At 71.0% G+C, this 22,809-nt stretch carries 20 protein-coding genes and 2 pseudogenes; 7 read left to right on the forward strand and 15 right to left on the reverse strand.

Translation table 11 applies throughout. The features are described 5' to 3' along the window. The first annotated feature begins 1,201 nt into the window (after positions 1-1,201). Positions 1,202-1,816: a hypothetical protein gene (locus J2X68_RS37045; protein WP_399041737.1), complete on the forward strand. Its 615-nt coding sequence runs from the start codon at positions 1,202-1,204 to the stop codon at positions 1,814-1,816. Positions 1,817-2,250: 434 nt separating this feature from the next. On the opposite strand, the gene J2X68_RS37050 is transcribed toward J2X68_RS37045, so the two are convergent. The 3 genes and pseudogenes from J2X68_RS37050 to J2X68_RS37055 all read right to left on the reverse strand — a co-directional run bounded on the left by J2X68_RS37050 (position 2,251) and on the right by J2X68_RS37055 (position 3,683). Beyond that, entirely contained in the window at positions 2,251-2,781 is a 531-nt protein-coding gene (locus tag J2X68_RS37050) for a hypothetical protein (protein ID WP_310437007.1), read from the reverse strand. After that, positions 2,778-3,092, reverse strand: a pseudogene (locus tag J2X68_RS40385) (DNA/RNA non-specific endonuclease); the annotation flags it as partial. The pseudogene J2X68_RS40385 and the gene J2X68_RS37050, both read right to left, overlap by 4 nt. Before the next feature lie 18 nt (positions 3,093-3,110). Further along, the gene (locus J2X68_RS37055; RefSeq protein ID WP_310437008.1) at positions 3,111-3,683 is read right to left on the reverse strand and encodes a hypothetical protein; all 573 of its coding nucleotides are present in this window, start codon (positions 3,681-3,683) and stop codon (positions 3,111-3,113) included. A gap of 622 nt (positions 3,684-4,305) precedes the next feature. On the opposite strand from J2X68_RS37055, the pseudogene J2X68_RS40390 reads away from it, so the two are divergent. Continuing rightward, a pseudogene (locus J2X68_RS40390) lies at positions 4,306-4,590 on the forward strand (UBP-type zinc finger domain-containing protein); the annotation flags it as partial. Then, positions 4,588-5,106: a DUF427 domain-containing protein gene (locus tag J2X68_RS40395; RefSeq protein ID WP_399041754.1), complete on the forward strand. Its 519-nt coding sequence runs from the start codon at positions 4,588-4,590 to the stop codon at positions 5,104-5,106. The pseudogene J2X68_RS40390 and the gene J2X68_RS40395, both read left to right, overlap by 3 nt. Positions 5,107-5,160: 54 nt before the next feature. On the opposite strand, the gene J2X68_RS37065 is transcribed toward J2X68_RS40395, so the two are convergent. Next, positions 5,161-7,239, reverse strand: coding sequence for a glycosyltransferase family 4 protein (locus J2X68_RS37065; protein WP_310437010.1), 2,079 nt, complete (start codon positions 7,237-7,239; stop codon positions 5,161-5,163). Positions 7,240-7,450: 211 nt separating this feature from the next. On the opposite strand from J2X68_RS37065, the gene J2X68_RS37070 reads away from it, so the two are divergent. Further along, positions 7,451-8,755, forward strand: a complete 1,305-nt coding sequence (locus J2X68_RS37070; RefSeq protein ID WP_310437011.1) for a glycosyltransferase — start codon at positions 7,451-7,453, stop codon at positions 8,753-8,755. A gap of 26 nt (positions 8,756-8,781) precedes the next feature. Here J2X68_RS37070 and J2X68_RS37075 read toward each other — a convergent pair whose 3' ends face one another. Together J2X68_RS37075 and J2X68_RS37080 are read right to left on the reverse strand one after the other, a co-directional pair. Beyond that, positions 8,782-9,483: a DUF2071 domain-containing protein gene (locus J2X68_RS37075; protein WP_310437012.1), complete on the reverse strand. Its 702-nt coding sequence runs from the start codon at positions 9,481-9,483 to the stop codon at positions 8,782-8,784. A 100-nt stretch (positions 9,484-9,583) separates the two neighbouring features. Beyond that, positions 9,584-10,285 carry an SDR family NAD(P)-dependent oxidoreductase gene (locus J2X68_RS37080; RefSeq protein ID WP_310437013.1) on the reverse strand — a complete coding sequence of 234 codons (702 nt, stop codon included), beginning with the start codon at positions 10,283-10,285 and terminating at the stop codon, positions 9,584-9,586. Positions 10,286-10,635: 350 nt separating this feature from the next. Between J2X68_RS37080 and J2X68_RS37085 the strand changes: the two genes are divergently transcribed. Then, on the forward strand, positions 10,636-11,142 hold the full coding sequence (locus J2X68_RS37085; protein WP_310437014.1) for a hypothetical protein: 507 nt from the start codon (positions 10,636-10,638) through the stop codon (positions 11,140-11,142). A 198-nt stretch (positions 11,143-11,340) separates the two neighbouring features. On the opposite strand, the gene J2X68_RS37090 is transcribed toward J2X68_RS37085, so the two are convergent. Further along, a complete protein-coding gene (locus J2X68_RS37090) occupies positions 11,341-12,384 on the reverse strand; it encodes a zinc-dependent alcohol dehydrogenase family protein (RefSeq protein ID WP_310437015.1) in 1,044 nt (347 codons plus the stop codon). A gap of 108 nt (positions 12,385-12,492) precedes the next feature. Between J2X68_RS37090 and J2X68_RS37095 the strand changes: the two genes are divergently transcribed. Beyond that, entirely contained in the window at positions 12,493-13,425 is a 933-nt protein-coding gene (locus J2X68_RS37095) for a LysR family transcriptional regulator (protein ID WP_310437016.1), read from the forward strand. Between the two features lie 174 nt (positions 13,426-13,599). On the opposite strand, the gene J2X68_RS37100 is transcribed toward J2X68_RS37095, so the two are convergent. The 6 genes from J2X68_RS37100 to J2X68_RS37125 form a co-directional block, all read right to left on the reverse strand. After that, positions 13,600-14,490, reverse strand: coding sequence for a MurR/RpiR family transcriptional regulator (locus J2X68_RS37100; protein ID WP_310437017.1), 891 nt, complete (start codon positions 14,488-14,490; stop codon positions 13,600-13,602). 226 nt (positions 14,491-14,716) lie between these two features. Then, positions 14,717-16,027: a cyanophycinase gene (locus tag J2X68_RS37105; protein WP_310437018.1), complete on the reverse strand. Its 1,311-nt coding sequence runs from the start codon at positions 16,025-16,027 to the stop codon at positions 14,717-14,719. Positions 16,028-16,040: 13 nt separating this feature from the next. Continuing rightward, the gene (locus J2X68_RS37110) at positions 16,041-17,267 is read right to left on the reverse strand and encodes a M20 family metallopeptidase (RefSeq protein WP_310437019.1); all 1,227 of its coding nucleotides are present in this window, start codon (positions 17,265-17,267) and stop codon (positions 16,041-16,043) included. Next, on the reverse strand, positions 17,264-18,016 hold the full coding sequence (locus tag J2X68_RS37115) for an amino acid ABC transporter ATP-binding protein (protein ID WP_310437056.1): 753 nt from the start codon (positions 18,014-18,016) through the stop codon (positions 17,264-17,266). Before J2X68_RS37115 ends, J2X68_RS37110 begins: the two co-directional genes overlap by 4 nt. An 8-nt stretch (positions 18,017-18,024) precedes the next feature. Beyond that, entirely contained in the window at positions 18,025-19,005 is a 981-nt protein-coding gene (locus J2X68_RS37120) for an amino acid ABC transporter permease (RefSeq protein WP_399041756.1), read from the reverse strand. A gap of 23 nt (positions 19,006-19,028) precedes the next feature. Next, the gene (locus tag J2X68_RS37125) at positions 19,029-19,973 is read right to left on the reverse strand and encodes an ABC transporter substrate-binding protein (protein WP_310437021.1); all 945 of its coding nucleotides are present in this window, start codon (positions 19,971-19,973) and stop codon (positions 19,029-19,031) included. Between the two features lie 846 nt (positions 19,974-20,819). Between J2X68_RS37125 and J2X68_RS37130 the strand changes: the two genes are divergently transcribed. After that, a complete protein-coding gene (locus J2X68_RS37130; protein ID WP_310437022.1) occupies positions 20,820-21,026 on the forward strand; it encodes a hypothetical protein in 207 nt (68 codons plus the stop codon). A gap of 36 nt (positions 21,027-21,062) precedes the next feature. Here J2X68_RS37130 and J2X68_RS37135 read toward each other — a convergent pair whose 3' ends face one another. After that, complete coding sequence (locus J2X68_RS37135; protein ID WP_310437023.1) at positions 21,063-22,514, reverse strand: NAD(P)/FAD-dependent oxidoreductase; 1,452 nt, start codon at positions 22,512-22,514, stop codon at positions 21,063-21,065. A 60-nt stretch (positions 22,515-22,574) separates the two neighbouring features. Next, positions 22,575-22,733 (reverse strand): hypothetical protein, encoded by a 159-nt coding sequence (locus J2X68_RS37140; protein WP_310437024.1) that lies wholly within the window; start codon positions 22,731-22,733, stop codon positions 22,575-22,577. Positions 22,734-22,809 lie beyond the last annotated feature (76 nt).

The following is a 22,809-nucleotide window of genomic DNA, read 5'->3' on the forward strand; positions in this document are numbered from 1 at the left end:
TCCCGTCCGAGGGCAGGCCCGGGCCGCTTGCCAGTGCCCGGCGGCATGCCGGCCGACCGTGTAAAGGCGGGATCGACACTGTGGAGTGGCCGCCGCACAACACCGAAGCAGAGGTGTTCCGTCGCGGGGCGGGCCCCGTCCGGCCGCAGAGAGCCCGTCCTGTCCGCGCGAGCGGACCGACTGCCCGGGCACCGGCCGTGAGGAGAACGGCGTGGAGGTCCACACCGACATGCGCACCCGCTGACCTGTACAGGGACCGTGAACGCGTGCGTCTGTGCGTCTCATCCACGGGTGTGCGCTCGCTTCCTGGTGTGACCGTTCTTCACCAGCGTCGTTCCGTACGTGGACGCGTACCTTTCCCCTGGACGCGTGCGGCAGACGAGCGGCCCGGACCCTGCCCGGTCCGGGCCCCGTTGAGAGTCCGACGAGTTCAGCCGGAGACATTTCGGGGTGAGGGTTGCTCGGGCAGGCGCCGCGTGGCAGGCCGTACCCGTGAGCGTGGCGCGGTTCCCTGCCCGGGCGGACCGGGCAGGGAGCGTGGCGCTACTTGCTGCTGGCGGTAGCGGCGATGAGTGCGGCTATGGCCGTGAGCCATTCGGGGCTCATTCCGGCGCATCCCGCCACGGTCACAGTGATCACGATGGTGATCACGATGTGATGCCACCGGGTTGCGCCGTGTGTGGCGCACAGGGTCGGGTATGCCTCACAGAGAGGTGCGGTCAAGGTACTTCTCCTTCCAGGGTTGCCTGGGGATTGGCCTTCGAGGCAGGTCGGTTGGGAAGCCGTGCGCCTGCTTCGGAGGCCTTTTTGTGTTGCTGATTCCCTACCCGCGTGCGGGCTGTGTCTTCTGCGGTCGGAGCTCTGGTGGCGATGCACGGGGGGGCGCATATGGGCATGCCCCCCACCATCTGGACGGTTGTGTACGCCGGTCCGGACTGTTGGAGGGGCTCACCTGGAACGCTTCAGCGTCACGACTACCGGACTTGCTTGTCCCACAGAGCGGGCCACACCGGCGCCCACCAGCGGCCTGGAGCCACTGGACCGTCGCCTGGCCGCCGCCCGCGAGCTGTACGACAAGGGCATGCACGGCAAGCTCTTGGCCATGTTGCCCGGCCTCATCGCGGATGGGCACCGTGGCGCTCTCTCACGCCAGGACCTCGATCAGGCCCGGCTGTCCGCCGTCTGTACCCTCGCTTCCTCGGTGCTCAGCAAGGTGGGCTCGTACGACCATGCCCGGCTCACCGCAGACCGGGCCCGTACCTGGGCCGAGGTGTCCGGCTCTCCACTCGCGGCGGCCGCTGCCTCCCGGGAACTGGCCATCGTTCCGCGTCACCAGGACCGCCACGGCGAGGCACAGCGTCTCATGACGTCCGCGGCCGCCGACGTGGAGGCGCCTGGCCTGCGCACGGATGCCGCAGCGGCCGCGTACGCGCAGATGCTGTGCACGCTGGCGTACACAGCCGCCCGGGGAGGGCAGCGTGCCCAGGCACTGGCGATGGTCGAGGAAGCCCGCCACTCCGCCCGCCGGCTGCCCCAGGCGCCGCCGCCGGGTCGCCTGCTCCCCATCAGCCCGGCCGCCGTCGACCTGTACGCCGTCGGCGTGCACTGGGCACTCGGCGACGCGGGCGCCGCCCTGGAAGCCGGAAAGGATCTGCGGCCCGACCAGTTCCCGACCGCCGAGCGCAAAGCGAGGCTGGGCACGGACAGCGCGGGCCTGGTGGGCGTGGAACCGGCCCGAGCAGACTGCCCGCGCGCTGCTGGACGCGCACCGGGCCGGCCCCGGCGAGGTCCAGGACCGGCCCGCGACCAGAGATAATCCCCAATGAGCACATCGCCATAGTGGGCGATTAGGCTCTTGTAGTCAGAAGGAAACTCAAGCCCCCAAGCTTGCTCGACCGCTGCCCAGGCCACGGCCGGGCCGCTGCCCGGCCGTGGCCTGGGCAGCAGCTCCGCCAATACCTCGAAGCTATTTCTCGGTTCCATCAATTCCATCCACCTACCTGTACTTACCGGACGGGTAGGATCTCCGTTGCCGTACGCATACCGACTCCTCCTGATCCATGCCTGCGGCCCATCAGGAAAAGTTCAGGCAACAGCAGTCCCGCAAAATACCGAGGCGCGAGTGAATGCCCTGCCCGTCGACGATGAGGTGGTGATTGCTGCCCGGACGTTCTCAGTCGACCGGACCGGGGATGCCGCCATCGCTCATTGGCGCGTGCCGCCGCTCAGAAGCCACCCCCCCCTGCTTCGTCACACGAGCGGACTGTCCGGCATAGATTGCCACAAAGGATTTCCAGTGGGCCACCCCCGGGGGAAGCGTCGTTCCTCTATCAGCAGTCGCAGAAACTCCGTAACCCCTCCATCAATCACGAGAAAGCCAGGACATTGACGGAAAGCCACGGCTACATTCCAATGATTACCAGACCGGTCGGGAACGAGTAGGCACACGTCTCCATTCCAGTCGTGATAAGCCCACGGAATGACACAATCCCACACCGATTGCACACTCGCCGGAATTTCTCGAACATCAAGAAAAGCGGCGTGCAAGTCTCGTTTTTCCTCCTGCATAAAAGTCAGCAGCGGGTCGCCACCCTCGGGGTGCGGAACAAAAAGATGTCCGAACAGAATAGCGTCACCGTATCCGTCGACAAGTTCCCTGTAATCCGCAGGAAGTCCATGTCCCAGCCAGCCCTCCACGGCCTCCCAGGACCTCACAGACGCTGAACGAAAGCGTTCCCGCTCCCCGATCAACGATTCCCAAACACCAGTCACTTCGGTCACCTGCCGTATTCCTCGGAGGAGCACACCGCATCCTCCTCGGTAGCGGAATTTATTATGCAACAGTCGACGTCTATACCGCTCTTCCCATGCGCTTCCATGTGAACCAGGCCAGGGATTCCAGATTTCGGGTTTGTATAGACGGGTGTTACTTCATAATGGACCGCCCGCCCTCCTTTAACTTCATTGGCAATACGATTCTCGATCTTACTCATTGCCGGACTGTTAGCCGCCCGATGCAAGGGTACCAAGTTGCGCAGGTCGGTACCGGACCCACCAAATTGACATCCCGCCAAGTGCCCACGCGCGCGGTTTCGGCCAGGCGGAAGCTTTTAGTAATCGGGAGGCGTGATCATACCTGTTGCGTTATTTCCGGACTGATCGTCACGCCTGTCAGCGTTTCGCGAGTCCCCTCTTGGATTTCGGGCCTCGTCAAGATAAGGGTCGAGCAGGCGATCCCGGAGCTCCTCTGGCGTATATTCCTCGTCGTCAATCAATCCGAGCATGTCAGCCATTTCGAAAATGGCATCCCAACCCTTGCTCAAGTCCCAGAAACCAACAGTGCGATCCCAGTCAGCCTCGGGTTTGTCCCGTGCCGGCGCCGCCGCCGGGTTCGGACCATTGTTGGGATTCTGATCGATCGGTGGCGCTGGCGGAATGATCACGCAGGCATTCGAGCAGTTGCCGCTGCCCCCACCGCTGCCCGTGCCGGTACCGCCGCCCCCGCCAGCACCTGTGCCGGTACCCGTGCCCGGCCCACGGCCATGACCAGTGTCTACGAGACCTGAAGAGCCGGCAGGCTGACTCACGGTTCCGCCGTTCCTCGGGGTAGCCCGGGGCTGGAAAATGGTGATGGTGGGGCGGTCCAGGAAACGCTCGATCGCTTTGCCCGCGAGGTATCCCATGGGACTTCGCTTCCTGAGCATCCGGTACCTGAGCATCCGGTATGCGGCGAGGGCTCCGTAGTACCGGCTCCCCCCGGAGCTGGTGCCGTGCCACGCTGGGCGTGAGGTCGCCGTCCCTCTGGTGGCGAACCTGGTCGCATGCCCGAGAGGGTCGAGGGAATTCAGGGGGTGGCATTGCCGTAGGTGTAGCGGTTGTTGCTCTGTACCGATGGCATCGGGTCCAGCTGCCATGTGTCCCGCGATCCGAAGGTTCCCGTCCCCGGCTGACGCGGCCGCAGATCGTTCGGCACGGGATGCCGACCTGCGCTGACCGTCACGAAGTTGCCAGTCGTTCACCTGACGGTCTTGACCTGCTCATCAGCGAAGCCGATGGCAATCTCTTGGCCGTGGCGCTGGAGGTAGGGGAACAAAGTCCCGGCCGTCCGCGCCGGTTGTGTGCGCCCTGACTGCCGCGTTCGCTCCCGGCCGACACCGACACGACGGCACTCGCCGGCCTCGCTGAACGGCGGCGCACTTGCCCGCCGCCTGCATCTCCTGCACGGGGTGGGGGTGAAGCAAGGGGAGAGACGAGAGACGACGGAGGAGAGATCGTGGACAGCACTGCACCGGCCGGTGATCACCGATGACGAAGTGGGCGCCCCGGCACGACGGCGGACGGCCCTCGGGGAGGTCCTGTTCCCACACCTGGACGGCCGAACCGGCGCCGCTGAGCGAGACATGCACGACGTGCGCGGCAGGCGACCGTGTGCCGGCCGATCTGCTGCTCTGCCTGACCTGCGGCCATGTGGGCTGCAGCGACAGCTCTCCCGGCGCTCACGCGACGGCGCACTTCGACTCCAGCGGCCATCCGGTGGCCCGCGCCCTGGCCCGCGGCCAGGAGTGGGCCTGGTGCTACGAGGACGAGGTGTACCTGGATCCGCTGTCGGAACGACGCGTGCCGCATTCCGCCCCGCGGGCGCCCGAGTCCGTCTGGGACTACCCACGCCCGCCCGCCGTACGGGAAGACGACCGCGTCGTGCGGGTCGAGTGCGCGGGCCAGGTGGTGGTGGAGACCCGGAAGTCCGTCCGGGTCCTGGAGACCAGTCATCCGCCGGTGTTCTACATCCCTCCGGCGGACGTCCGTACGGAACTGCTGATCCCGGCGCTCTCGGGCCGGACCTGGTGCGAGTGGAAGGGCTCGGCCCGGTACTGGGACGTCGTCGTGGGAGACGACGTACGCGCCGGCGCCGCCTGGAGCTATCCCCGTCCCGAACCCGGCTTCACGGCCCTCAAGGACTACTTCGCCTTCTACCCGAGCCGCATGGACCGCTGCACGGTCGGCGGAGAGGACGTCACGGCGCAGGAGGGCGACTTCTACGGCGGCTGGATCACCTCGGAGGTGCGCGGGCCGTTCAAGGGCGGGCCGGGCACACTGCTGTGGTGAGGCCGAGCCGCTGCTCGGCCTCACCTCTCTCGTCGCGGGGCCTGCGCACACGGGTCAGCCGGTGTGCAGGGCGGTGTACTCGGCGGCCAGTTCGTCCGCCATGCGTGTCACGGAGAACCGCTCGGCGACCAGCTTCCTGCCCGCAGCCGCGTAACGGCGCCGGTCGTCGACGGAGGTGGCGGCGACCCGCCGTAGGCCCCGCATCAGGCCCGCCTGGCCGGATGTGTCCATCAGGAGGCCGTTGACCTGGTCGCGGAGGTAGTGCGCGACTCCCCCGCGGCGCGGACCGGCGACGGGAAGGCCGGCGTCCATCGCCTCCAGGACCGCTATCCCGAACTCCTCCTTCGCGCTCGGGCAGACGTACCAGCAGCAGGCGCCGGCCGTGCGCTGTGCCAGGGCACGCTGCAGTCGGCGTACCTCGGTGTTCGGCAGGGCCGGCAGCAGCGCCAGGCGGCGCGCGGCCTGCGGGTGCTGGGCAAGGAGGGTGTCGATGCGGCGGCGGATGTCGTCCTCCACGGCGGTGCCGGTGCCGGGGCTGCCGCCGATGAGGACGAGGGTCGTGGTGTGGTGGGCGCCTGTCGCCAGCCAGGACCGGACCAGGAGGTCCTGCTGCTTGACCGGGTGCAGCCGGCCCACGCACAGCAGGACGGGAAGTTCGCGGTCCCGGGAGTCGAGGGCGTCGGGGCGTGTCCCGTCCCGGTAGAGCCGCTTGAGCGCCTCGCGCCGCAGGTCGTCCTCGTCGGGTGCGGGCCGGTAGGGAGCGATGCCTTCGGGCGGGGCGCTGGGTCCGCGTCCTTCGTTGAGCCGGGCGAGGCCGGGGAAGTGGCGGACGAGTTCGCGGGTGCCGCCGCGTCCGGGGATGCCGACGACGGTGTCCGCGCGCTCGACGAGCCGGTCGGCCAGGAAGACCCGGTGCAGATCGTGCCGGAGGGCGTCCGCCGCCGTGGGGTCGGCGGGATCGCTCGCGGCATGGCGTTCGGCGAGTCCGCGGTGCGGGTCGGGTGTGGCCGTGAAGACCAGCGCGGCGCCCAGGCGCTCAGCGGCGTCGGCGAGGGCCAGGCTGCCGTCGTCGGCGTATCTGACGTGCAGGATGTCCAGGGGCCGTGGCAGGGCGCCGAGCAGGCGGACCGCCCACCAGGTGAGTGCGGGGCGGTGGCGGTGCATCTCAGCCTGCGCCGGGGCCGCGGGGGCGTCCACGGGGAGCCGCAGGACCCAGTGCCCGGGGGCGCGTTCGTGGGCGAGCCGGTCGTCGGCGGCGAGGTCCTCGTGCCCGGCGGTCACGACGGTGACGACGCCCGATATCCCGTCGGTCGCGGCCAGCCGGTCGCCGAGCCCGCCCAGCAGCACCGCCAGTCCACCGCTCGTCCCCTGCCCCGGGGTGTCCAGACCGCCCAGCAGCATGCTCTGGGCGACCAGCCGGCCCGCGGGCCCCTGCCTCTGCGGGCCGAACGCGGGTGCCGGGGGCGCCAGCAGGAGCCGTTCGTAGGCGTCCCCGGCCTGGGAAGGACGGGGCAAATGGGCGGGGCCGCCGGGGAGTTGACTCAGGTACCGCCAGGCGGAGTGGCGTACGGCCCGGTGCGTGGTGGTGCGCGCGAGCGACGCGCTCTCGACCGGGGTGAGGGGATGCAGGCCGGCGGCCACCGCGAGATCCAGGAGGTGGCCTGCGACCGGCCCGTCGCGGGACTCGCCGAGCAGGGCGCGCAGTACCTCCTCGGCGTGCCGGGGGCCTTGCCAGCGAACGGTCTCCGGCCACAGCTCCGTCAGCACGGCCGTGAGGCGGGGGTCGCCCTCCCGGTGGGCGAGCAGGGCCTCCGGCGTCAGCGGTACGCCCAGCCGGGCGGCGCGGCGCAGTCCCGCCACGGCCTTGTCCCGGCGGTCGACCCCGGGTCCCTCGCCGGGCGGGACGACCCGCGGCCGCAGCCCGTACTCGGCTTCCAGCAGTTTCGCCAGTTCACCCTGCGCGTCCGCAAGACGTCTGTCGTGTCTCGCCTCGGGGAGGTGTGCGGTCCAGCCGGAGCCGTTGAAGAACGCGGTGCGGGCGGCCACCAAGGGGTCGCGGGTTTCGTGGCCCGTTCCTCCCGGCCGTGCGGGGTCGTGAGCCGCCGAGGGGGGTGCGGAAGCGGTGCCGGCCACGGGTTCTCCTGTCTCAGGGACGGCGCTGACCTCTGTGGTTCGCGGGGGGTCGGCCTTCTGGATGCACCTGCCTGCGGTGCTGATCGCCACACCGTCCGACCTGCCCGGACGTGGCTACGATGCGCTGGCCCGGGTCTGCTGGACAGCGGGCGGAAGATGCCTTGGCCGAGGGGTTCGCATGTCGCGTGTCGTTGTCGTAAGTCCCCCGTTCATGTCCCACGCGCGACCGCTGTCGGTCCTGGCCGGGGCGCTGCGCCGGCGCGGTGCGGACGTGTACTTCGCCTGCGCTCCGGCGTTCGAGCACCTGGCGCGGGAGGCCGGGGTGGGCTTCGAGCCGCTGTCCGTGACGCGCAACGCCAACACCGGGGTGGCCGAGGCGACCGAGCAGGATGCCCGGGAGGCGGCCCGGCTGGCGGAGTTCCTGGACGCCACCAGGGAGGGCGCCGTGCCGGCGCTGCTGGCCCAGGCCCGCCATCGGCGGGCTGACATGCTGGCCGACCCGGACGGGGTGCTCGACGCGCTGCGCTCGGCCGACCGGCGGCTGCGCCCCGACTGGTACGTCGTGGACCAGCTCAGCTACCCGGTCACCCTGGCCCTGCACTGCCTGGGCGTGCCTTACGCGACCTTCTGCCCCGGGCATCCCAGCTATGTGCTCTCCGGCCCCGACGCCTGTTTCGGCGTCCCCTACGCCTGGCCCGACGCGCTGCGGCCCGATCCGGAGCGGCTGCGGGAACTGAGGGCCGCGGCGCGGCGGAACGACGAGGCCTTCACCGCCCTGTTCGCGGCCTTCGCCCGGCGGCACGCGCCCTCCCGGCCGGCTCCGGGCCGGGCCTTCGCCCTCAGCTCGCCGCACGCCGTCGTCTACGCCTACCCGGCGTTGCGCTGGCTGCCGGCGCCTGCGCCGGGTCCGGTGCGCCTGTTCGCCGGGCACATGGCCGCGGCCCCGGAACCGCTCGACGCGGAGTGGGACGCGCGCCTGAAGATGCTGCGTTCGAGCGGCGAGAGGGTCGTCCTCGTCGCGCTCGGCACGTTCCTGTCCGCGCGCGACGACGTCCTGCGCACCGTCGTCACGGGCCTGCTCGACGGCATGCCGGACGTGTCGGTCGTCGTCGCGGCCGGAGAACGGGCCGCCGCGCTGGCCGATCTCGCGGGCGGACGGGCCGTGGTGGTGCCGTCGGTGCCCCAGCGCGCGCTGCTGGAACAGGTGGACGCGATGGTGCACCACGGTGGCAGCAACTCCTTCACCGAATGTCTGCGGGCGGGCGTGCCCGCGGTGGTGCTGCCGTTCTCCAGCGACCAGTTCTCCGTGGCCCGGGACGCGGAGCGCGCCGGTGCCGGTGTGGTGCTCGACCCGAACACGCTGTCGCCGGCCGACGTCCCCGCGGCGCTCAGGACGCTGTGGCGGACCGTGAGCGCGCGTATGCCCGAACTGGCCGCGGAGGTACGGCGGCGGGGGCCCGGGTGGGCGGCCGGAGAGCTGCTGGCCGCCATGGACCGGCGGAAGCCGGCGGACTGATCGCGGCGCCGTCGTGCCGGGGCAGGTCAGCCGGGCCAGGTGCCGGGTGCGGGCAGGGGCACCGGCGGGCCGAAGAGCACCGGGAGGCCGGGAGCGTACAGAACGCTCACGGGCTCGCCCTGCGGCCTCGACAGCCCGGCCGCCGCGACCAGGTCGTCCTCCCAGCCCAGCAGGGTGCACCTGCGGAAGGACCAGGCGGGGTGTGCGTTGGGCAGATAGTAGGTGCGCCCGAGGAACCGCTCGTGCAGCCCCCAGCGCTGGGTGAGGAACTCCTCCAGCGGCGTGGCCGCCACCGGCTCGTCGGCCACGTCCAGCCACACCTGTGCCCCGGCTCGCGCACCCTGGCGGCGACCGGTGCGGTACAGCAGCCGGCTGTCGGACCACCGGCTGTGGATGCGGGACCACCGGTAGGGCAGGCCGAACGCGCCGCGGGCCGTGAGTACGGGCAGCAGTCGGTCGCAGTCGAGCGAACGGAACACCACCCCGCGCCGTCCCGTGGCGTCGCGGCTGTACAGGCGGACGTTGACCTCGCCGAAGCTTCCCAGGTACGGCAGGGCCGGCGTCCGGCCGAAGGCGAGGTCGTCCATGCGGAAGAAGACCAGGCCGACGTACGCCCGGCCCTGGTGGAGGTCGGGCACGGTGCCGGCCGGCAGCAGCCGGGCCACCTCGAACGGGTCGGCGGGCCAGTGCAGGAACACCAGGTCCCGCCAGCGCTGCCGGAACAGCACGCGCCGCACCGTACGCGGAGCCAGCGGGGTCAGCGCCTCTGCGGGCCGGGCGCGGTGGGACGAAGGGCTGTATGGGAGACGTCTCCTCGGCATGTGCGCCCTACCGCACCACTTCGAGTGCCGCGCCGCTGCCGGGACGCACGCGTCCCGCCCCCTCGGACAGCGCCCGCACGATCACGTCCACCGTCTCCGGAACGGGCAGTCCCCGCGGCAGCGGCGGCGCTTGGCCCACGACGGCGCGCCCGGCGAAGCCCGTCTCCATGTGGGGCAGGTTGATCTCCAGCACGGTCACGCCCCGGCGTCGCTGCTCGCGGCGGACCGCCGTCAGCCAGGTGGCCAGCGCGGCCTTGGCGGCGGCGTAGTCCGCCATCCGGGCCGGGGCCGCCTCGGCGACGGTCCCGGTGACGGCCGCGAGGACGCCGCCCTCGGGCAACCGGTCCCCGGCGGCCCGCAGGAACGCCATGGGGGCCAGCGCGTTCACCGCCATCAGGTGTTCGGACACCGCGTCCTCCACCTCCCCGGCCGGCCCGAAGGCCGCGACTCCGACGCAGACGACGACGCCGTCCAGGCCGCCCAGTTCCGCCGCCGCCCAGTCGACGGTCTTCGCACAGGAGTCGGTGTCCCAGGCGTCGAAGGTGCGTGCGGGAGCGTGCTCGCACGCCGCCGAGACACGGGTGAGTGTCTCGCGGTCACGTCCGGCCAGTGCCGTGCGGGCGCCGAGGGCGTGCAGCCGTACGGCGAGCGCCGCCCCGATCTCCCCGGTGGCACCCGGCACCAGGATCCGTGCACCTCGTAGGTCCATGCCCTGCCTCGCGTTCCGTGCCGACGACCTGGCACTACATGTCTGGTTCGCCGGTCGGCCGTCGGCCGGATGCAGAGGCGGGCACACCGGGAACGGCACGTCGGCCTGCCGGCGGCCTACCAGGGCCGACGGTGTCCCCGGTCAGGGTCCGCCGGCCGGTGCGTGGCCGTGCCGTGCGGCGGCCAGCGCGTCCGCGGGCTCCGGCCGGTCCTGCGCGCTGCGGCTGGGCGGGGTCATCGTCCGCCGGCGCATCGGCGATCGTGCGGGCCCGCCAGCACGTCATGGAGGGCCTTCCGAGGGCGCCTCGGGATCGGTCACCATGGAGGTCCGTCGGCGATCCGAGGGTGGGGATGAGCGAGGGTGGGAACGTTCTGGACGGGCAACAGGGCAGGCCGGAGCAGGTCGGACCCGCCCCGTGGCTGGCGCCGGCCTGTCTGGTCGGGCTGGTTCTGGCCTACGTCGTACTGGCGAACTTCACCGCAGAGCTGCGGGCGGCGCTGTGGGGCGAGCCCGGCACCGTGACCGCGGCCGACTGCCGGACGTACGACAACACCGTGGCCAATGCGGGAACATCGACGTCCTGCTCGGGCGCCTTCACCCCGGACGGCGGCGGCTCGTCGTTCGACGTCCCCGTCGAGGGCGACCTCGGTACCCAACCGGTCCGTGCCTGGCTGGTGGACGGTACGTCCGGCACCGCGTACGTCTCACCGACGGTGTGGGCGGGGGTGCTCCCGGTGGGGCTGTCCCTCTTCCTGGCCGGTCTCCCGGCGGCGGTGACGGTGCAGCACGTGCGCCGGGTCCACGCACAGCGCCCTGGAGAGCGGCTTCAGGGATCAGACCCGGAGTCGAGTGCGTGATCGACGAGGACGACGACGGGTCGGTTTTGTCCCCGGGAACGAGAACGGCGCTGGTTCACACGGGGCCGCAGGGGCCTGGGCGGGCGGAGCCCAGAACGCTTCCTTGAGGATGTAGGCCTCGCACTCCTCGCCGCTATCGGGATCGGGGACGAGAGACCGGCCGCTGAGCGGATCCGTCCGGGCGTGCGCAGGGCCAGGTCAGAAGGCGATGCGGACCTTCAGCGCCTCGCGGGTGTCCATAGCCCGGTAGCCGCCGGGCACGCCGTCGAGGTCGACGGTGCGGTCGAAGACCAGACCCGGGTCGATCGCGCCGGACAGGACGTCCGGCAGCAGCTCGGGGATGTAGGCGCGGGCCGGGGCCACGCCGCCGCGCAGCGAGATGTTGCGGTCGAACATCTCGCCGAGGGCGACGCCGGCGCTGCCGCCGTGCGGGACGCCGACGTAGCCGACCGCGCCGCCGTCGCGGGCGATCGAGATGGCCGTCCGCAGGGACTCCTCGGTGCCGACGGCCTCCAGGACGGCGTGGGCGCCCTGGCCGCCGGTCAGCTCCCTGACCGCCGCGACCGCCGCGTCACCGCGCTCAGCGACCACGTCGGTGGCACCGAACGCTCGGGCGATCGCGGTGCGGTCCTCGTGCCGGCCCAGCGCGATGATCCGGCCCGCGCCGATCCGCCGGGCGGCGAGCACACCGCACAGGCCGACGGCGCCGTCGCCGACCACCGCGACGGTAGCGCCCGGCCGCACACCGGCCGTCACGGCCGCGTGGTGGCCGGTGCTCATCACGTCGGAGAGCGCGAGCAGGCCGGGCAGCAGCTTCTCCTCGCCGGCGGTCTCCTCGGGCAGCCGCACCAGGGTGCCGTCGGCGCACGGCACCCGCACCGCCTCGCCCTGGCCGCCGTCGGAGCCGACCTCACCCCAGAAGCCGCCCTGTGGGCAGGAGGTGTGCAGGCCCTCGCGGCAGAAGTCGCAGGTGCCGTCGGACCACACGAACGGGGCGACCACGAAGTCGCCGGGGCGGAAGTCCCGCACCTCGGCGCCGACCGCCTCGACAACGCCGAGGAACTCGTGGCCGATGCGCTGGCCGGCCGTGCGGGACGCCACACCGCGGTACGCCCACAGGTCGCTGCCGCAGATGCAGGCGTTCACCACGCGGACCAGCGCGTCGGTAGGGTGCCGGACGACCGGGTCGGGCACCTCCTCGATCCGGATGTCGTGGGGGCCGTGGATCACTGTGGCGCGCACGGAACTCTCCTGGCACTGCTCGGGGCCTGGGCTGGAGCAGCCAGGGTCGCCGTACACGCGTTCCCGTGTCCAGCTACATTTCCTACAGCACGTCTTTAAGATGAACTAATGCTCGATGTGCGACGACTCGTCCTTCTCCGCGACCTGGCCGCCCATGGCACGGTGACCGCCGTGGCCGAGCTCCACCGCGTCACGCCCTCCGCCGTCTCGCAGCAGCTTCGACTGCTGGAGGACGAGACCGGGACCCGCCTGCTGGAACGCACGGGCCGCTCCATCCACCTCACCGCCGCCGGAGAGCAGCTGGCCGACGACACCGAGCACGTGCTCATCGCTCTCGAACGAGCCCAAGACCGGCTGCACACCGCCGCCGGGGAGCCGACCGGCGCCCTGCGTCTCGCCTGCTTCCCCAGCGCCCTCGCCCCCGTGGCCGCCCCTCTCGGTGAAGCCCTGGAAAGCACCCACCGCAACCTGCGCCTGCACATCACCGAGGCCGAACCCGAAGCCGCCGTACGGCTGCTGCTCCGGCGGCGCGCCGACATCGCCCTGCTCTACCGCTACACCAACCTCGCCACACCCCCACACCCCGGCGTCGAGACCTGCGTCCTGCGGACCGATCCACTGGTTGCGGTCCTGCGCAGCGACCACCCGGCAGCCGGCCCCGAGGGGAACCCGGTCGACCTGCGGGAGCTCGCGGACACCCCGTGGATCTCCGCCCCGCCGCAGACAGCCTGCGGAGACGCCGTCCTCCAGGCCTGCCGGTCGGCTGGCTTCACCCCTCAAGTACGGCACACCTGCACCGACTTCTCCGCCATGATCGCCCTCGCCGCGAGCGGCGGCCACACCGTCCTCATCCCGCGCATGGCCGCAACCCGTCTCCCGCCGACGCTGACCGCACGACCGGTGACCGACAGGACCCTCACTCGCGCGATCGAGACCGCCGTCCGTCACGGCACAGCGCACGAACCCGCGATCGCCGCCGCTCTCAGCGCACTTCGCGCTCTCGGCGACAGCACGGCAGACCGTGCACAGGACTCCGCGTGACCGCGCGTCGTACTGCGGCGTGCAGGACGGTCCCGTCCGGCTGATCCTGCCGGGCCGCGACGTCGAAACCGATGGCGGCGCACCGGTCGGTCGCAGCGGGCACATCGCGGTACCCGAGAGGGGCGTACAGCCGGCCGCTGCCGGGCACAGGTGGCTGCCCTTGCGGGCACGCGGTCAGACCAGGCCGATGCGGTGCGCGGTGTGCTCGGTGCGTTTGAGGTGCTGATGACCGGCCTCGCCGAGCCGGTCGATGACGGCGGAGATCAGCGTCTCGATGACGGCGAGTGTCGGCGTCAGGCTGTCGTACGGAGAGGTGGTGGCGACCTGGCTGGTGAGGACGACGTCCGCCTGGGCGGCCGTCGGTGACAGCCAGGGGTCGGTGAAGACGATGACCTTGCCGGAGCGCTCCTTGGCGAGCTGGGCCATGACGGTCTTGTCGTTCTCGTACCGTCGGTAGTCGAACAGGACCAGCACGTCCCGCCGGGCCAGTTGGCGCAGCGTGGAGGTGCGCTCCACGGGACGCTCGGACAGCACCGTCACCTGGTCGCGCAGCTGCATGAGATGCAGGGCCAGGTACTGGGCGAGGAGGTGGGTGAAGCGGCCCCCGCAGAGGAAGATCCGTCGGCGGGGGTCGCTGAGCAGGTCGGCCGCTGTACGGAAGTCGTGGGCGGGTGTCTGTGTGAACGTGTCGGCAAGCGCCCGGCCCATCTCCGTGGCCGCCTGGGCGAGGAGTGGTTCACCGGGCCCGGAAGTGTCGGCGGACGACGGCGCCGGGGCTTCACGGCGGGCACGGCCACTGGTCTCGTAGAGCGTGACGGGGGACGCGTTGCGGGCGTCGAGTTCGGCGCGCACCGCGGCCTGGAAGTCGGGAAACCCCGCGAACCCCAGGCGGGCGGCGCAGCGCAGGACGGTCGGGGTGGAGACCTGGGCCCGTTCGGCGATGGCGGCGACAGTCTCGAAGACGGCGGCGGGATAGCCGGCCAGCAGGACCCGGGCCACCTTGCGTTCAGCCGGGCTCAGTTCCTCGAGCTTGTTGCGCATGTGATCGGCGAGCGTGCCGCTCATCGTGAACTCCTTGCGTGGACACCCCCGCTGTCGGCCGAGGGACACCGCATCTCCGAAGGGGAGCCGCGCAGCGGCCGCGGGTCACTGGCGGCACTCCCGGAGACTGCGCCGCTGACACAGTAACGGGCACCGGCGAAGGGCGTGACGCGGCACGGGGAATGGGCGATCATGTGCCCGGCGTGCGGGCCCGCGTGGCTGTGCCGGCCCAAGGCCCGGTCCGCGGTGCTCAGTCGGGTGTGACCGACAGGTGGATGCCGGTGATGCTGGTGGGGCCCGTCTGCCCGGCCCGCCACGCGGTGGGCCGGCCGGGGTGCTCGGTGAGGGTGACCGTGAAGCGCGGGCCGGACTCGTAGGTGGTGGCGGTCGCGGTGCGCTGGGGTCCCTCCGCCAGGGCGGTGGCCGTCGAGAGCAGCGAGTAGGCGCGGCCGTCGGGGTCGGCCGGTGAGAAGAACACATCGGTGTTGGCCGGGACGGGGCCGCCCGTGGGTGTCGGGACGGGGTGTTTGCCCGGTGCCGGGCGGGCGGTGCGGCTGAGCGGGTCGTAGCGGTCGCCGTCGGTGAGGTGGTGGTAGACGACGCCGGTCAGGCGCCAGTGGCCGCCGGTGCAAGACGCTTGGGCGTGGCGGAGGTCGAGGAGTGTGAGGCCGTGGGTGCCGCGTACGGTGATGCGTTCGTCGCGGGCACCCGGGTGGTCGACGACCAGCGCGGTGTCCTCTTCGAGTCCGTACACGCGGTCGTGCCGGGTGTCGGCGGCCAGGCGCAGAGCGCGGCCCTCGCGGCCCTGGGCGCCGGTGTGGGTGTCGATGAGGCCTGAGTCCAAAAAGCCGAATCCGCCTGCGGGGAGGTACCCCAGCCGGGCGGGGTCGTCGAAGTATCCGGGCGCGCTGCCGTCGCGCAGGGCCTGGTACGACTCGCCCCCGGTGACCATGTCGGGGCCGGAGGCTATCTGGGCCCCGGCGGAGGTGCCGGCGACCACTGCGCCGTGGGCGAGCTTGTCGCGGATGGCGGCCAGCACCTTGGAGTCGGTGTGGCGGGGGCCGTGGAGCAGGGTGGTGACGTAGCGGTACTGATCACCGCCGCCGAAGAAGAAGCCGCTCATGGAGCGGACGCGGGCGGCGAGTTCGTCCGAGTCGGCGGCGTCGATGTGGTCGAGGTCGATGGGCAGCCATTCGGCGTGGGCGGCGCCGTGCCGGGTGAAGAGGCTCGCGTAGTACCGGCCGTTGCAGGCGGAGTTGCTGCACCTGTCGGGGTCGTCGGCGTCGGGGTCCTGGCTTTCGGGTACCGAGGCCGCGGTGATGACGCCGATGCGGGCGCGGGGGCCGCCGGCGCGGCGGATGATCTCGCCGTAGACGGAGGTGTTGTCCGCGTCCAGTCCGCCGCCCACGAGGACGAGTGAGCCTTTGACGGCGTGGCCGGGGCTCGGTGCGGCGGGCTCCGCGGCGGCTTCGGCGGTGGTCAGGGGGCCGGTGACGGCCAGTGTGAGGAGCGCGGCCGCCGCCTTCAGGGGCAGCGGACGAGGAGCGGGACGAGAGCGCATGGTGCCTCCGGACTCAGGAGTGGGATGCGGGGGTTGCGCCGTTGCCGAGGGCGGCGACGAGCGTGGCGAGGAGGGCGATGCGGGGGGCGATGGTGGTGACGTCGAGCCATTCCTCCGGCGTGTGGTCCGCGCCGCCGACCGGGCCGAGGCCGTCGAGGACGGGTACGCCGGTTCCGGCGATGAGGTTGGCGTCGCCGACTCCCCCGGTCGCCGCGGCGCCCACCGTCAGGTCCAGGCCGGCGGCGACAGCTTGCGCGGTGGTCAGCAGCGCCCGCGAGGCGGGGGTGTCCTCCATCGGCGGGCACAGGTCGAGCTGCTCCACCACGGCCGTGGTGCCGGGCACGGCCAGGTGCGCGGCCGCGCGTTCGAGGGCCTGCCGCGTCGCGTCGAGGGAGGCGAGCGTCGCGGCTCTGATTTCGGCGCGCAGGACGGCCTGTGGGCAGACGATGTTCGTGCGGGTACCGGCGTTCAGGACTCCTACGTTGACGGTGACGTCCGGCAGGTGGCCGTTGAGGGCTTGCAGGGCGATGGTGAGGTGGGCGGCGGCGAGTGCGGCGTTCGCGCCGCGCTCGGGTTCGATGCCGGCGTGCGCGGCGTGGCCGCGCACGGTGATGAGGAAGTCGGCCACGCCCTTGCGGGCGAAGACAAGGTCACCGTTTTCTCGGGCGCATTCGAGTGCCAATGCGTAGTGCATCCCGTGGGCCGTCGCCTCGGTCAGGGGACGGCTCGCGGGCGAGCCGATCTCCTCGTCGGGGGTGGCGAGGAAGACGAGCTCGGCGTAGGTGTCGATGCCCTCTTCCCGGAGGATCTCCAGCGCGTGCAGACCGGCGAGCAGACCGCCCTTGTCGTCGCTGACTCCGGGGCCGTGGGCGAGGGTGCCGCGTACGTCGAAGGGCCGGCCGGCCGCGGTGCCGTCGTCGAAGACGGTGTCCATGTGTCCGGCGAGCAGGATGCGACGTCCGCCGTGTTCCTCGGCGAGGCCGCCCGTGCGGCGGGCAACGAGCGCCCGTCCTACGGCCACCCCCTCCCGGGGTGGGAAGGTGACCCGTTCGGTGGTGAACCCGGCGCGTTGCAGGCGCTGTTGGAACCAGTCGCCCACAGCGTCGACGCCGGCCGCACTGTAGGAGCCGGAGTCGATGTGGACGAGTTCCTTCAGGTCGTCGAGGTAGAGGCCTACCCGGCGGCGGGCAGTGGCGGCGAGCGGGCCGGCCCCCGTGGCAGGGGGCGTCAGCCGGTTCACAGGACCTTCGACAGGAAGGACCGGGTGCGCTCCTGCTCCGGTTCGACCAGAACCCTGCGAGGGTCGCCGGCTTCCACGACGATGCCCTCGTCCATGAAGACAGCGGTGTCGGCGACCTCCCTGGCGAAGCCGATCTCGTGAGTGACCACGATCATCGTCATCCCCTCGTCGGCCAGTTGACGCATGACGTCCAGGACGTCACCGACGAGTTCGGGGTCGAGGGCGGAAGTGGGCTCGTCGAAGAGCATGAGCTTGGGTCGCATGGCCAGCGCGCGGGCGATGGCGACCCGCTGCTGCTGTCCGCCCGACAACTGGGCCGGGTAGTGACCTCCGCGGTCGGCGAGCCCTACTCGCCGCAGCAGCGCATGCGCTTCCTCGACCGCCTGTGTCCTGGTGCGTCCGGCCACCTTGATGGGCGCTTCGACGATGTTCTCCAGGGCCGTCATGTGCGGAAAGAGGTTGAAGCGTTGGAAGACCATGCCGATGTCCCGGCGGCGCTGGGCGACCTCGCGTTCGCGCAGTTCGTACAGCCGCCCGCCCTCCTGGCGGTAGCCCACAAGGTCTCCGTCCACCCGCAGTTGGCCGGCGTCGACCCGCTCCAGGTGGTTGATGCAGCGCAGGAACGTGGACTTGCCCGACCCGGAGGGCCCGAGCAGGCAGCACACCTGGCCGCGGGCGACGGTGAGGTCGATCCCTTTGAGGACGTCGAGCTTGCCGAAGTGTTTGCGTACGCCTTGGGCGTGGACCATGGATGCGTTCACCGGGTCGTCTCCTTGCGGGGGTTGCTCCGGTTCGGGGCCTGCGTCCGGGCGGTCGGTTTCGGGGCGGACGCGGAACGGGAGCTGAGCAGCCGGGAGAGGACGGATGGCGCGGGGGTCCGTGCGCTGCCGCGGCCGAACCGGCGCTCCAGCCAGGACTGCGGGACGCTCAGCAGGCTGACCAGCGCGAGGTACCAGAGACTGGCGACGACCAGCATGGGGATGACCTGGTAGTTCTGGGCGTAGACCTCCTGGATGTTGGACATGAGGTCGTGCGCGGAGATGACCGACACCAGCGCGGTCATTTTCAGCATGTTGATGGTCTCGTTGCCCATCGGCGGAATGATGACCCGCATGGCCTGGGGCAGAACGATCCGTCGCATGGTGAGCGCGGGCCGCATGCCCAGCGAGTGGGCGGCCTCGCTCTGGCCGGGGTCGACGGACTGGATGCCGGCCCGAACGATCTCGGAGGCGTAGGCCGCCTCGTTCAGGCCGAGCGCCAGGAGCGCCGCGACGGAGGGCGTCAGAACGGAGTTGGTGTCCGCATCGACGAAGGTCACCGTCGTGAAAGGAATGCCGATCTTGATGTGTGAGTAGAGGGCGGCCGCGTACCCCCAGAAGATGATCTGGACCAGGAGCGGGGTGCCGCGGAAGACCCATACGAACAGCGACGACAGCCTCGACAGCACAGGGTTGGCGGACAGCCGCAGCACCGCGACGAGTGTTCCGATCGTCAGCCCGAGGGCCATGGCTGCGGCGGTCAGCCACAACGTGGTGGCCAGGCCGTCGAAGATGAAATCGGCGAAGAGGTAGTGACCGACGACGTCCCAGTGCAGGTTGTCGTTGCGGGCGAGCGACCCGACCAGCCCGAGAAGGGCAAAGGTGGCGAGGGCCGCGGCGCACCATCGTCCGTGATGGCGCACGGGCACGACCGTCAGTTCGCCCGAGGCGGGCGGGGAGGCGGCAATGTCCGGGGAGATGTCCGGGGAGAGGTTCCGCACGGTCAGCTCACCGCCGCGTTCTTCGTCGCCTCGGCGAGGGCGATGGATCCCACCCCGTACTTGTCGCAGATCTTCTTCACCGTGCCGTCGTCCATGAGCTGCTGGAGAGCGCGCTGGATGGCGTCGGTGAGCTGGGGGGTCTTCTTGGAGACGGCGATGCCGTTGGGCGAGGCGTTGTATCCGCCGGTCGCGGCCGGGTCCTCGGCGACGTCGAAGGCCTTGCCGCCGTCCGCGGTCTTCGCGGTCCAGCCGGCGGCCGGCTTGGTCAGCACGTCCGCCACGACCTTGCCCGCGCGCAGAGCGAGCTGGGCGTCGGAGTCTTTGGGGAAGGTCCGGACGGCGATCTCGCCCTTGCCGGCCTTGCGGCACTCGGCCTGGTGGGCTTTCAGCAGGTCGAACTGGTTCGTGGCGGCCTGCACGCCGACCGGCTTGCCGCACAGATCGTCGAGAGTGGTGACCTTCTCAGGGTTGCCCTCGGCGACAAGGAGGCCGGAGCCCGACTGCGAGTAGTCGACGAAGTCGAGGATCTGCTGGCGTTCCTCGGTGTCGGTGATGGCGGACATGGCGACGTCGAATTTGCCCGCCTGGATCCCGGGGATGATCCCGTCGAACTTCTGCGGGGTGAAGACGAAGCGGACGCCGAGCTTGGCACCGAGGGCCTGGCCGAGGTCGTAATCGAGCCCGGTCAGCTCTGGCCGCCCCTCCTTGACGAACATCTCGAACGGCGCGTACGGCACATCGGTGGCCACCCGCACCGTGCCCGCCTTCTTGATCCGGTCGGGCAGGGCTCCGTGCAACTCGGCGTCCTGGGATATCTCAGCTCCCGCGACGGTCGTGGGGCCGGCAGCGGCGCCGGGGTCCGACTCGTCGCCACCACAGGCGGTGAGCGCGGTTACAGCCGCTGTGGCAGCGGCGAGGAAGACAAGACGTCGGTAGGCAACACGCATCGCGGGCGCACCTCATCACGAGCTGGGGAGGGTGGGAGAGGAGGGCGGTCCGTACGCCGGTCCGCCCTCCAGGAAGGTACAGAACATGAGGATGCTTGGCTAGATGTATCGCACGTTACACATCTGGCGGTGGACATACAGGGAAAAGATCCGCGAATCTCTCGCAGAAGAGGGGGGTGTTTCCGTAACAGCGCTGTCCTGCATCAGACGGTGGCCCTCGACGCCACGGCCGGCGTCCGGTCCAGCCGCGCCCGTGACGTCGTCATCCGCATGCGGCGCGGGTCCGTGCGTCTGATGCCGATCGGCGGCCGGGTCGCAGACCCTGACCTCGGTGTGCGGTCCCGCGCACCGCAGGGCACGGGCGAATGGCCGGCAGACGCGGACTGAGGGCATCGCCTTGCCGGTCGCGGATGAGCTGGAGCAGGTTCGCGGTGACCTCCTCCCAGTCGCCGACCTGCGGCCGGCGTGCGCGGCCGTCCCGTTCGCAGGCGAGCGTGGCAAGCGGCACGATCTCTCCGGCCCAGCGGCCGGAGAGGAGACGGTCATAGATGCGGGCGCCGCCGGGCTGCCGGACCCAGGAGTGCAGCAGGCAAACGGCGGCTACGAGCGCGGTGTTGACCTCACGGGCGGCGGCCGGAAAGCAGGGCTCGTGCGCGAACAGCAGGGACGCCTCCGGGCACCGACAAGCCCCGCATACCCCCGCCCCGTGCGGCCTTCATGAGGGTGGCGTCGCGTCCGCGTGCGGCGTGATTCGGCCGGTTGCTCATCTGCCGTGCGCCCAGCCGTAGTTACCGGTGCGTAGAGTAGGACGGTTGCCTGAAGGTCATTGTGCGAAGGGATCATGGAGTGCGTCGGTTGCTTGGCGTGGCGGTGGTGGTGGCGGGGATGACTCTCGCCTTCTGGTTGGTCCTGGGGCCTTCGTCCGACTGGGAGGGTGCCGCGAGGTTCCTGCACTTCGCCCTCCTGCTGTCCTGTTTCCTGGTGATCGGCGGCGGGGTGCGGCTGGTCTTCCCCGACAAGTCCGCGGACGAGGTGACGGAGAGCGCGGGGTGAGCGGCGCTCCGCGCGGGCGGGTCGCCTGCGGACGGCTCACCGCGGTCCGATGTCCGGGGCAGCGTGTATGCCGAACTCGCGGCGCAGGGCGGACAGCGCGGCCAGGTGTCCCGACATGCCGTGGACGCTCGGTCCGGGCGGCGTCGACGCCGAGCACAGGTACACGCCGGGCAGCGGGGTGCGGTACGGATCGAAGCGGGGCACGGGACGCATGAGGGACTGCCAGAGGGTCATGGCTCCCCCGCCGATGTCTCCCCCCACGTAGTTCGGGTTGTACTCCTCGTACTGTGCGCCGCTGATCCCCCGCCGGTGGATGACCGTGTCGGTGAATCCCGGCGCGTATCGCTCGATGCACGCCGTGACCGTCGCGGCCGGGTCGGCGGCGTCGCCGTTGGGGACGTGGGCGTAGGCCCATACGGGACGTCGTCCGGCTCTGGCGCGGCCGGGGTCGGCCGCGGCCGGGTCGACCAGCAGGACGAACGGCTTCTCGGGCCGGATGCCGGCCGCCGCCGCTGTCTCGGCCCGGTACATCTCCGCCTGGGTCCCGCCCAGGTGGACGGTGGCGGCCTGTCCCACGGCGGGATCGGCCCAGGGGATCGGCTCGGAGACGAGAAAGTCGACCTTCGCCGCCGCGGGCCCGTACCGGAACCGGGCGAGACTTCGCCGGTATCGGCCGGGCAGCCGGTCGGCGGCGATCCGGGCGAACGCCTTGGGGCTCACGTCGAGCAGCACCGTCCTGGCCCGGGGGAGCTCCTCGAGCCCGCTCACGTGATGGCCGGTGTGGAAGGTTCCGCCGCTGGCGACGATGTCGGCGGCGAGCGCGTCGGCGATGCGGGCGCTTCCGCTCTCGGGCACCGGCCAGCCACCGGCGTGCGCGAGGTGCCCGAGAAGCACGGCGACCGCGCCCGCGGCCAGGGACGGCAGCCTGCCCACCGCGTGGGCCGCCACCCCGGTGAGGAGGGAGCGGGCCTCTTCGGTGCTGAAGTGGCGGGGCGCCAACGCGGTGCCGTGCACCAGCATGCGGGAAGCCAGCAGCGCCGGGACCGAGAGGCTGCGGGGAAGGCTTCGCTGTCCGGAAAGGATGAAGTCGACCAGCTCCTGGGAATGTTCGAGCAGCGGCTGCATGAGGCGGCGCCAGCGTTCGCCGTCCGGGCCGAGGTGCTCGCAGGTCGCCTCCAGGTCCCGGTAGGCGAGGCCGGCGCGGCCGCCCTGGAGAGGGTGGGCGTAGCTGACGGGCGTGGACAGCATCGTCACCCCCCGGGACGCCAGGTCGAACTGGCGGAAGAAGGGGGACGCCACGGCCATGGGGTGAACCGCGGAACACAGGTCGTGTTCGATCTCGGAGTCGAAGAGCGGCTCGGTCCGCAGCCCGCCGCCGATGGTTTCCCGGGCCTCGTACAGTGCGACTTCGAGTCCCGCGCGTCCGAGAGTGACCGCTGCCGCCAGGCCGTTGGGCCCGGTTCCCACGACGATCGCATCTGGTTCCATACATCCTCCGTGAGCGTTCAGGGCCGGAACGCTACCATTTCACCGTTCAACGGATTCACGTCAATCGCGGACCGATTGCGGCCCCCAGGGAACCGAATAGCGCGCGAACCACTCAGGGGCGAAGGCGCGCGAACACTGCGCTGTGATGATCACCACATGATCACTCCTTGAGATGGCCTTGATGATCTCCATAAGATCATCAGGAATCGCGGCGGGCATGAGGGCTCACTTGCAGATGCAAGCGGGCATACGGGGCGCACGTCGCGAACATTCTCCGTCTCCGTCGGAAAACCTG

The sequence above is a fragment of the Streptomyces sp. 3330 genome, from assembly GCF_031456635.1.
Taxonomy (GTDB): Bacteria; Actinomycetota; Actinomycetes; order Streptomycetales; family Streptomycetaceae; genus Streptomyces.